Genomic DNA, 9,811 nt, shown 5'->3' on the forward strand with positions numbered 1-9,811 from the left:
CCACCCCCCGCTACCGCCCCCCCGCCACATGGCGTCCCGCGGCACGGCGTACCGCGACCCGCCGTCCCGCGAACGCCCGCGGGGCCGGGGCACTTGCCCCGGCCCCGCTGCCGTTCAGCGTTGCCGCTCCGTACGGAACCGGCCGGTCAGACGCCGACCCTCTCGCCCTCGACCGCCGGAGGCTGAGGCGGCTGCGGCTGCGTCGACGGCTCCTCGAACGACTCGTCGTGACTGAGGTCCGGCAGCCGGTTCAGCCACTTCGGGAAGTACCAGTTGCGCTCGCCGAGCAGGGCCATGACCGCCGGGAGCAGCACACCGCGGATGATCGTGGCGTCGATCAGGACCGCCGCCGCGAGGCCCACACCCATCTGCTTCATGGACTGCATGGACAGCGTCCCGAAGATCGCGAAGACGGCGACCATGATGACGGCGGCGCTGGTGATGACACCGGCCGTGGTGACGACACCGTGCTGGATGGCGTCCCGGGTCGTCAGCCCCCGCAGCCGCGCCTCACGGATCCGCGAGACCACGAACACGTGGTAGTCCATCGAGAGCCCGAACAGGATCACGAAGAGGAACAGCGGCAGCCAGGTGACGATCGCGCCCACCCCCTCGGCGCCCACCAGCGACGCGCCCCAGCCGTGCTGGAAGACGGCGACCAGGATGCCGTACGCCGCTCCGACCGACAGGAGGTTGAGGACGATCGAGGTGACCGCGACCGTCAGCGAGCGGAACGACAGGAGCATCAGCACGAAGGCGAAGACCACGACGAAGACGAAGACCGGGGCCACCGCGCTGACGAGCTGGTCGTTGAAGTCCTTCGAACCCGCCACCTGACCGGAGATCGGGGCCTCCACGCCGTCGACCTTGCCGAGCGTCGCGGGACGGACCTCGTCGCGGAGGATCGTCAGGCTCTTCTCGGCCTTGTCGAGGTTCGAGCCGCCCACCAGTGGCACGTACACGAAGGCGATGTTCTGCGCGTCGTGCACCTTGACGTCGACCGGGCCGCGCGAGGCACCCGAACTGACCGCCTGGGCGCGGAAGTCGGCGAGCGCGGACTTCACCTCGGGCGAGTTGATGTCGTCGGCCCTGACGACCACCTCGGCCGGGTCGGAACCGCCGGGGAAGGCCTCGTTGACCCGCTCGTACGTCGCCACGATCGGCAGCGAGTCGCCGAACTCCTGGTCCAGTGTGAGGTTCTGGGTCTTCATGCCCAGCGCGGGAGCGGCGATGGCCACCAGGGCGCCCGCCGCGACGATCAGCGAGATCGCCGGCTTGGCCAGCACCACGCGCAGGACGGCCGTCCAGAAGCGGCTGTCGTTGCCGGAACCGGCCTTGCCGGAGCCGCCGTTGGCCTTGCGGCGCTTGTCCGGGTGGAGGAACGGGATCCGTCCCGTCTCGACGCGCTTGCCGAGCAGCGACAGGACCGCGGGGAGCACCGTGACCGAGCCGACCATGGCGACCGCCACGACCATCAGGGAGGCGAGCCCCATCGCCTTGAAGGTGGCGATCCCGGTGAACAGCATGCCCGCCATCGCCACGCACACCGTGACGCCGGAGACGATGATGGCCCGGCCGCTGGTCGCCGCGGCGATGCGCAGCGCGGTCTCGGGGTCCCGGCCCGCCGCGCGTTCCTCGCGTTCGCGCCGCAGATAGAACAGGCAGTAGTCGACGCCGACCGCGAGCCCGACCAGCAGCATCACGGAACTGGAGGTGTCGTCCATCGGCTGGACATGGCTGACGATCATCATCAGGCCCATGGTGGCCATGATCGCGGTGATCGCGAGCAGGACCGGCACCAGCGCCGCCACCAGCGCGCCGAACGCGACCAGCAGGATGCCGAGGGCCACCGGCACGGCGGAGAACTCGGCCTGCTGGAAGTCGTCGCCGAACGCGTCGTCGAACGTCTTGTTCATGCTGGCGCCGCCGATCTCCTCGATCCGCACCGCCTCATGGTCCTTCTGGACCTCGTCCACGGCCTTCAGGACGGGCTCGACCCGCTCGCCCGCCGTGTCCGCCTCGCCGCGCATGTCGAACTGCACGAGCGCGCTGCGGCCGTCCTTCGAGATCGTCTTCGTGTCGTACGGCGAGGTCACGTCGGTCACCTTGCCGGTGCCCTCGACCGCCTTGATCACGGCGGCGACGGCGGCACGGAACTCGCTGTCGGTCGCCTTGAGGCCCGTGCCCTTGGCCTGGAGGAGCACGGTCTCCCCGGCCGGCTCGTCGATGCCCGCCTGCTCGGCGATGGCCGCGGCCCGGCCCGTCTCGCCCCCGAGCTGCTCGCTGTCCTTGAGCTCGACCGTGCCCGCCGCCGAGCCGAGTCCCATCGCCAGAACGACGAACAGCACCCAGATCCCGACGGCCGCCCAGCGGTGCCGGGCGCTCCAGCCACCGGCCCGGGCCGCTATCCCCCGTACCCGCGTGTCTCGCTTCCCCATGACGGGCTTGCCCCCTTGTCCTGGGTGCCGACCTCCTGCCGACACCTTCCGCTATGAAGGTATGGCGCGGATAAGGGTCTCTCCTCGTGCTCTTTGGTGAAGTCCGGTGGTCGGAAGTCCTCCCCGCGGACCCCGCCACCTCCGCACTGAGGAGGATGAGAGGCCCTTACATGTAAAGCCGCCTCTCGGGGGTCGCGCCCGAGCTGACCGGTCGGTAACCTGCGGTGAGCCGGGCAGTCCCGGCCCGCCGGCCGTCGTGCCCACCCCCACGGGGCACGACGGCCGCCCTAAAGGGTCTTGTCAGCTCCTGGGCCTAGGGTGTGCGGATGACGATGGGGACGACGACGTACGCGGCGCTGCTGCGCGGGATCAACGTGGGTGGCAGCCGGAAGGTGCCGATGGCCGAGCTGCGGACCCTCCTGGAAGGGCTCGGGCACGGCGGCGTACGTACGTATCTGCAGAGCGGGAACGCCGTGTTCACCAGCGACCACGGCGACGAGGACTCCCTCGCCGAGGAGCTGGCCGGAGCCCTCGCCGACCGCTTCGGGTTCACCGTCGACGTGCTGGTGCGCGACCACGCGTATCTGCGGGCCGTCCTGGACGCCTGCCCGTTCCCGGCCGCCGAACTGGAGGCCAAGCAGCTGCACGTCACCTACTTCTCGGCGCCGGTCGACGCCGGACGTTTCGCGTCGGTCGAGCAACAGGCCTTCCTGCCCGAGGAGTTCCGCCTCGGCGACCGCGTGCTGTACCTGTACGCCCCCGACGGCCTCGGCCGTTCCAAGCTGGCGGAGAGCCTGGCGAAGCCCCGGGTGACGAAGGGCGTCGTCGCCACCACACGCAACTGGAACACCGTCGTCAAACTCGTGGAGCTGACCGGTGAGTGAGCCCGCGCGCGACGTCGACGCGGCGGCGGCCGTCGAGGCGGCCGTCGCGGGCGAGCTGCGCCTCCTGGACCCCGCGGTCCGCCGTTCCCCCGAGCTGGCCGGCGCGCTGCTGCACCCCGACTTCCACGAGTTCGGCGCCTCCGGCCGGCACTGGGACCGGGCCGCGATCATCGGCATGCTCGCCACGGAGGCGGAAACGGAGGCGGAAACGGAGGCGGAAACGGAGGCGGAAACGGAGGCGGGGACGGGAGCGGTCCCCGTGTCCGCCTCCGGGATGAGAGGCGTCCAGCTCTCGGCGGACGTCGTCCACCTCACCTTCGACACGGAGGGCGACGGCCGCCACGTACACCGGAGTTCGCTGTGGCGGCGGTCGGACGACGGGTGGCTCCTGTACTTCCACCAGGGGACGCCGTTCGCGGTGTGAGCCGTCGTCGTCTCATCGTCGGGTCGTACACGTGACTGTGGCAGGCTCGGGCCATGCGCTACATCATCATCGGAGCAGGGGCCGTGGGCGGGGCCATCGGCGGACGCCTCGCCGAGTCGGGACACGACGTGGTGCTCGTCGCGCGCGGCGCGCACCACGAGGCGTTGCGCGAGCGGGGACTGCGGCTCGTGACACCCGACGGGGCACGCACCCACCGGCTGCCCGCCGTCGACGGCCCGTCGGCCCTCGGCGAACTGCGTGCGGAGGACGTCCTCGTGCTCGCCGTCAAGACGCAGGACAGCGTGGCGGCCCTGGAGGAATGGGGGCCCGCCCCGGTGGCGGGCGGCGGCACGGCGGCCGAACGGCTGCCCCTGCTGTGCGCCCAGAACGGCGTGGAGAGCCAGCGGCTCGCACTGCGCCGCTTCCACCGCGTGTACGGGGTGTGCGTGTGGCTGCCCGCCACCTTCGTCGAGCCGGGCGTGGTGTCGGCGGCCGGATCGCCCCTCACCGGCATCCTGCACCTCGGGCGCTTCCCGCACGGCACGGACGACACCGCGCGGGCCGTCGCCGCCGACCTGTCCGCGTCCCGCTTCGAGGCGCCGGTCGTACCCGATGTGACGCGCTGGCAGTACGCCAAACTGCTCGCCAACCTCGCCAACGCCATCGAGGCGGTCAGCGGCGTCGTCGACAGCGAGGAGGCCCACGCGCTGCAGGGCCGGGTACGCGCCGAGGGCGAGGCGGTGCTCGCCGCCGCGGGTACGGCGTACGCCTCGCAGGAGGAGCAGAAGGAGGCCCGCGCCGACAAGATGCGCCTCGTACCGCTCGACGGCGGACCGGTGCGCGGCGGCGGGTCGTCCTGGCAGTCGCTGAGCCGGGGCACGGGCACGATCGAGGCGGACTACCTGAACGGGGAGATCGCCCTGCTGGGGCGTCTGCACGGAGTCCCGACGCCCCTCAACGACCTGCTGCGACGCCTCGCGAACGAGTTCGCGCGGGAACGGCGGGCGGCGGGTTCGATGGAGGTGGCCGAGCTGGTACGGCTCGCCGACGAGGCGGTCGCGCGGGCCCTCCCGATCTCCGGTGCCGCAACTCCGTGACACACGGCCCCTCGTATCCCTAGGGTGATGGAGCGATTACGGGGTGGGGGGCCTGAATGGTCGGAAGACAGTTGCCGTCGTTGCCGAAGATGCGCAAGGACGCGGTCACCCGGCGGCTGTGCGCGTCGGTGCATCTCGACGCGGACTTCGCCCACGAGGCGGACCACCGGCTCACCGGGGACGGCCTGAACGCCATGGGCCCGGCCCTCGGCATCAACCTCGTCGCGCTCGCCCGGCACGCGCGCGTGGCCGTCAGGGCCCGCGCCGCGCTCGACCGCCAGCTCGCCTGGCTGTTCGCCGCGGGCTGGGCCGCGGTGCTCGCCGGACTGGTCGCCCTCGTCAAGGGCCACGGCCCGGTCGCGATGACCGCCGTGTACGGGCCGGTGGCCGTCCTGGCCGCCGCCTGGTGGCTCGTCCACCACGACCAGGCACGTGCCAGGGCCGCGGCCCAGGACGTCTACCGCAGCCAGGACAAGGCCGAGAACCTCGCCCCGGCCGTCGAACAGGAGGCGGAGGCCCGGCTGCACGACCTCAAGCGGGCCAACGTCATCCCGTACACCGACTCCGCGGAGCGCACCAACCCGTTCGTCGGCAGCGGCGACAAGATCAAGGAAACGCTCTGGCAGCCGATCGACGTCAGCAGGCCCGCGGACTCGCCCACCGGCGGCAAACTCACCATCCGCCCCTTCGACGCCGTCGACCTGCACACCTATGTGGCCCGGGAGATGGAGGGAGTCTCCGGCCTCGACGGCCTGCGCGCCAGGAACCGCCTGTACGTCCTCGGCAGCAACGCCCTCCACCTGCCCGACCTGCTGCCCGACCGCACCCGCCACCCACGCGCCCAGATCCCCCGGCAGCTCGTCCAGGCCGGCCTGCAGAGCCCCGGCGCCGGTATGCGCACGTACCTCTGCCTCGAACGGGTCGGCGAGGGCGGCCGGACCATCGTCTCCATGTACCTGCGGGCGCGACTGCACCGGCCGAGCCTCACCTGGGAGGTCGCCGCGTACGCGATCCCGCCGCTGCACGGCCGCTTCCACCGGGTGGACCATCTGCCCGTCGCCCGCGCCGAGAGCTGGTGGAGCCTCGTCTCGTACGCCACCGCGCACGTCTGGCCCGAACTGCGCGGTGCCTCCCGGCGGCTGCGCGCCCGGCGCCGGTTCCACCGCGAGACGGAGCGGGCCCTGACCAGGACCCGCCGCGAGATCAAGGAACGCCATCTGGTGTACGACTACGGGGCGTTCGACAGTCTGCGCGAGAGCCTCGGCGACTGGGACGCGGCCGGATACTCGGAGAAGACCGACGCGCAGGACTTCCTGTTCCGGCTCCAGCAGGGCGTCCTGGTCGCGACCGAGCGTTTCCTCCAGGACCACAACGTCGACACGGGCTCGTTCGACAAGGCGCAGCAGATCATCAGCACCCAGACCTACAACATCTCCGGGGACATCAACGGCCCCAGCAACATCGGCAACCAGGGCCAGATCACCATGGCGGGCGGCCAGCCGCAGCAGGGGCAGGGCGGCCATCCGGGCGCGGGCCAGGGCGGCGGCTCATGACCTGCCCCCGCCCCCTCGGCGAACCCGTGCGTCCGGCGAACAGCACCCCTACCAGGAGCCAGGCATGAGCACCTTCAACTTCCACGGCAACATCAACGGCCCCTCCAACTTCGGGGACCACGGCCGTATCGAGGTCAACAACGGGGTGGACGCGGCCCAGTCGCTGCGCCTGGCCGCCGAACTCGTGGAGCGGCTGCGCACCGAGAACCCGCCCCTCGTCGCCCAGGCGGAGGTCGTACGGGGCGAGTTGGCGCGGGCCGGGCAGGAGGGCGCCGCCCCGGACCGCGGGCGGGTTCGCTCGGCCCTGGACACGATCTCCGTGGGCGTCGCGGCCGGCAGCGGAGGGCTCGCCCTCGCACAGGAGCTGAGCCGGGTCCTCGGCCTGTGAACCCGGCGCGGCCCCCTCACCCGTGATCCGGGGCGCTCACTTCGCCCGTACGACCGCGCGGGTGCCGTCCCCCAGGTCCAGTTCCAGGCCCGCGCGCAGCGGGACCGTCTGGCCGGGGCCGATCTGCTGGGACGTCCCGTCCGAGCGCGTGCCCGCCCAGGTCCGGCTGCTGCGGTTCGCGATGCCGAAGCGGCCCGGCTTCGTGGGGTGTTCCACCAGTTCGGCCACCAGGCTCGCGTCCGAGTAGTCGTGCCGGGCGGGCTCCGCCTGCAGATGGTGGGCCTGCACCCGGGCCGCGCGCGGCAGCCGGATGTGGCGCTCGGTGCGCGGCGGGGGAGTGGTCACCGTCAGGCGCGGCGGCAGCACCAGCAGCGCCCCGCAGCCCCAGCACGGGCGGGACGCCTGCGGCTGGGGCTCGCCCGGCTCCGTCATGTTCTGCCGCCCGCAGGACGCGCACTCCACCACCGCGTCCCGTACCGCCCGCAGCGCGTCGCGCCACTCGGACTCCCGCACCCGGACCGCCGGATCGTGCAGCCCGGCCGTGAAGCTGCGCCGGAACAAGTCCTGGAGGGCGCCCGCGGAGGCGTCCCAGGTGGCCAGCACGGTCGCGTGCTCCATCGGGTCGGGCTCGTTCGAGTCGTCCGCCGGGTCGAAGACGAACAGCGGGTTCTTCCCGTAGAGCTTCCGCTCGGCGGCCTCGTCCAGGCAGTGGATCGCCAACTCCCGCCTGCCCTTGAGCGGGTGATGGTTCATCAGGAACATGAACAGCAGCACGGCCAGCGAGTGCAGATCGGACTGCGTACCGGGACGGGCGCCCGGCTCGGCCCGCACCAGCTCGGGCGCCATGAACTCCATCGTCCCGGAGATCCCGCTCGCGTCGCCCTCCACCACCGCGTTGTCGTTGTCGCAGACGAGGATGTCACCGGTGTCCGGGTCGAAGAAGACGTTGCCCCAGGAGATGTCCCGGTAGGCGATGCCGCGCGAGTGGAGCGCCTGGTACGCCTCGACGGTGTAGAGGCACGCCGTCAGCAACGCGCGCGTGCTGGTGCGCAGCTGGCGGCGGAACAGCGCGGGCAGGCCCTTGAACCGGTCGGGCCGCAGCCCCATCAGATACCCGAACGATCCGTGGTGCCAGGGCACGTACGCCTCGGGCCACAGAAAACGGTCGTCGTCGAAGTCGCGCGACACCAGCTCCCGTACGATCCCCTCCTGCTCCGGGGTCGCGCAGGTCGGGTAGTACCACTTGAGGGCCTTCTCGCCGGCGGACGTCTTCACCCGGTAGACCTCGCCCTGGCCGCCCGCCCCCAGCATGTCGACGACCTGGACCTCCTCACCGGTCTCCACGGTCAGGCGGGTGCCGCTGTCGAGCATGCCGGTCATCTAGGTCTCCTTCTTCGGTTCGGGTTCTGCGTCGCGGTCGGTGCCGGGCTGCGCGTCGGGCTTCGGCTGCGGGCGGGCCGCGTACGAGTGCAGGAGGGCCGCGGTCAGGGTCGTGTCGTCGCCGGAGTACCGGGAGGCGTGCCGCAGCCAGTCGGGCAGTGCGTCCCGCACCCCTTCGAAGCCCTCCGTCGCGAGCCGCGCGTCCATGTCCCCGACGAACTCCGTGAAGCCGTCGCCCGACGCGAAACTCTTCGACAGACCGTCCGTGGACAGCACCACGAGCCGCGGGATCCGCGCCTCCTCGAACACGGGCGCCCAGTACGTCCGTACCGCGCGCCACGCCTGCGGAACGCACAGCGACTCGGTCTCGTCGCCCAGGTCGTCCTCGGCCGGGGCCAGCGGCCGGTCCACCGAGCCGTCGTGGCCCACCACCGCCAGATCGCCGTCGCCGATCTGCCAGGCCGTCAGGAGCCACGGCGTCACGACGGCGCCGATCAGCGTGGTCCCGTACAGCGTCAGCTTCTCGTCCGGGCCGGGCTCGGGCAGGCCGAGGTCGGCCACCGGGCGGTGCCGTGCCCAGTGCCCGAGGGCCGCCTCGCGCCAGGACTGGACCAGGGCGCGCGGCATGTCGTTGCGGGCGTAGTTCATCAGCCGGGCCAGCCCGCCCGGTTCGTGGCAGGCGTCGGCCGCCCGGCCGAACTCCGTCGCCAGCGCGACGAACCGGTCCACGGCGAACCGTGCCCCGAGCGCGCTGCGCGCGTGCGCGGCCGAACCGTGGCCGTCCGCCACGGCGAGGACGAGGGGATCGGCCGAGGAACCGGTCCCGGAGAACGCGTACCAGTCCTGGTTCTGCCGTTTCCCGGTGCCCTGGATGCTTTCGGCGAGGGTGGCCCAGCGCCGTACGAGTGCCGTCACCACACGTCGTCGTCATCGTCGTCGTCGAGGACCGGCGGCGCGAACGGCTGCTTCGCCAGCGGGTCCCCCGAACCGGCGACCGGCTGCGAGGCCGCCTTGACCGCCGCCGTCGACGCCCAGCGGATCGCCGCCGCAAGCTGCTTGGGACTGTTGGCGTCCAGCGGCTGCAGCTCCGGATTGGCGAGGAACTCCTGGAGCACGGAGCGGTCCGCGTCGTGGCCGATGGCGATCGCGACCCGGACGGCCTTGCGCCCCCACGGTGTCGCGTCGATCGCCTTGAGACCGGCCTTCCAGTCGTCGGTCGGCACACCGTCCGAGACCAGCGCGAGCACCGGCTTCAGGGCCCGCTGCGGCATCGGCGGACTCTGCAGCTCGCGCGAGACCAGGTGCAGTGCCTCGCCCAGGTTGGTCATGCCGTCCACCTCGACGTCCTGCCAGGTGAAGTCGTCGACGGGGACGGGCGTCTGGTGATGCCACTTGGCCGTCGTGGAGAACGTGACCGTACGCAGCAGCAGTTGGGCCGCCGGGTTGTCGTGGGCCACCGAACGCATCTCCGGGACGGCCTCCCTGATCGCGTAGTTGAGCCGGGCGATCTTCTCGCCCTGCATCGAGTACGAGCAGTCGAGCAGCCAGATGAAGTGGACCGGACGGTTCGCCATGGGCCCGCCGGGGATGTCACTCACTGCGTGTCCTTCCGTGGGGTGTGGATGGGTCGGTTCCGAGTTCGGGTCG

General features: G+C 71.9%; 9 protein-coding genes. 5 read left to right on the forward strand and 4 right to left on the reverse strand.

Going from position 1 to position 9,811, the window contains the following annotated elements; translation table 11 throughout:
* Positions 1–146 precede the first annotated feature (146 nt).
* Entirely contained in the window at positions 147–2,438 is a 2,292-nt protein-coding gene (locus ACFVH5_RS25105) for an MMPL family transporter (protein WP_385836000.1), read from the reverse strand.
* A gap of 326 nt (positions 2,439–2,764) precedes the next feature.
* On the opposite strand from ACFVH5_RS25105, the gene ACFVH5_RS25110 reads away from it, so the two are divergent.
* The 5 genes from ACFVH5_RS25110 (at position 2,765) to ACFVH5_RS25130 (ending at position 6,784) form a co-directional block, all read left to right on the forward strand.
* Positions 2,765–3,322 (forward strand): DUF1697 domain-containing protein, encoded by a 558-nt coding sequence (locus tag ACFVH5_RS25110; protein WP_385836002.1) that lies wholly within the window; start codon positions 2,765–2,767, stop codon positions 3,320–3,322.
* On the forward strand, positions 3,315–3,746 hold the full coding sequence (locus ACFVH5_RS25115; RefSeq protein WP_385836003.1) for a DUF4440 domain-containing protein: 432 nt from the start codon (positions 3,315–3,317) through the stop codon (positions 3,744–3,746). The genes ACFVH5_RS25110 and ACFVH5_RS25115 overlap by 8 nt, the downstream gene beginning before the upstream one ends.
* 53 nt (positions 3,747–3,799) lie before the next feature.
* Positions 3,800–4,843, forward strand: coding sequence for a ketopantoate reductase family protein (locus ACFVH5_RS25120; protein WP_385836005.1), 1,044 nt, complete (start codon positions 3,800–3,802; stop codon positions 4,841–4,843).
* Positions 4,844–4,899: 56 nt separating this feature from the next.
* Positions 4,900–6,396 carry a hypothetical protein gene (locus tag ACFVH5_RS25125; RefSeq protein ID WP_385836006.1) on the forward strand — a complete coding sequence of 499 codons (1,497 nt, stop codon included), beginning with the start codon at positions 4,900–4,902 and terminating at the stop codon, positions 6,394–6,396.
* 64 nt (positions 6,397–6,460) lie between these two features.
* Positions 6,461–6,784 (forward strand): hypothetical protein, encoded by a 324-nt coding sequence (locus tag ACFVH5_RS25130; RefSeq protein ID WP_384799905.1) that lies wholly within the window; start codon positions 6,461–6,463, stop codon positions 6,782–6,784.
* A gap of 36 nt (positions 6,785–6,820) precedes the next feature.
* On the opposite strand, the gene ACFVH5_RS25135 is transcribed toward ACFVH5_RS25130, so the two are convergent.
* The 3 genes from ACFVH5_RS25135 to ACFVH5_RS25145 are packed head-to-tail and all read right to left on the reverse strand — an operon-like array spanning position 6,821 to position 9,738.
* Positions 6,821–8,164, reverse strand: coding sequence for a protein kinase (locus ACFVH5_RS25135; RefSeq protein WP_384799902.1), 1,344 nt, complete (start codon positions 8,162–8,164; stop codon positions 6,821–6,823).
* The gene (locus ACFVH5_RS25140) at positions 8,165–9,082 is read right to left on the reverse strand and encodes a protein phosphatase 2C domain-containing protein (RefSeq protein ID WP_384799900.1); all 918 of its coding nucleotides are present in this window, start codon (positions 9,080–9,082) and stop codon (positions 8,165–8,167) included.
* The gene (locus tag ACFVH5_RS25145; protein WP_107022038.1) at positions 9,076–9,738 is read right to left on the reverse strand and encodes a tellurium resistance protein; all 663 of its coding nucleotides are present in this window, start codon (positions 9,736–9,738) and stop codon (positions 9,076–9,078) included. Before ACFVH5_RS25145 ends, ACFVH5_RS25140 begins: the two co-directional genes overlap by 7 nt.
* Positions 9,739–9,811 lie beyond the last annotated feature (73 nt).

Origin of the sequence: Streptomyces sp. NPDC127119 (assembly GCF_042677425.1) — a bacterium.
Taxonomy (GTDB): Bacteria; Actinomycetota; Actinomycetes; order Streptomycetales; family Streptomycetaceae; genus Streptomyces.

Coding starts and splice junctions, on each gene's coding strand:
- ACFVH5_RS25105 (WP_385836000.1), bottom strand. CDS start 2,438: ATGGGGAAGCGAGACACGCGGGTACGGGGGATAGCGGCCCGGGCCGGT.
- ACFVH5_RS25110 (WP_385836002.1), top strand. CDS start 2,765: ATGACGATGGGGACGACGACGTACGCGGCGCTGCTGCGCGGGATCAAC.
- ACFVH5_RS25120 (WP_385836005.1), top strand. CDS start 3,800: ATGCGCTACATCATCATCGGAGCAGGGGCCGTGGGCGGGGCCATCGGC.
- ACFVH5_RS25125 (WP_385836006.1), top strand. CDS start 4,900: ATGGTCGGAAGACAGTTGCCGTCGTTGCCGAAGATGCGCAAGGACGCG.
- ACFVH5_RS25130 (WP_384799905.1), top strand. CDS start 6,461: ATGAGCACCTTCAACTTCCACGGCAACATCAACGGCCCCTCCAACTTC.
- ACFVH5_RS25135 (WP_384799902.1), bottom strand. CDS start 8,164: ATGACCGGCATGCTCGACAGCGGCACCCGCCTGACCGTGGAGACCGGT.
- ACFVH5_RS25145 (WP_107022038.1), bottom strand. CDS start 9,738: ATGGCGAACCGTCCGGTCCACTTCATCTGGCTGCTCGACTGCTCGTAC.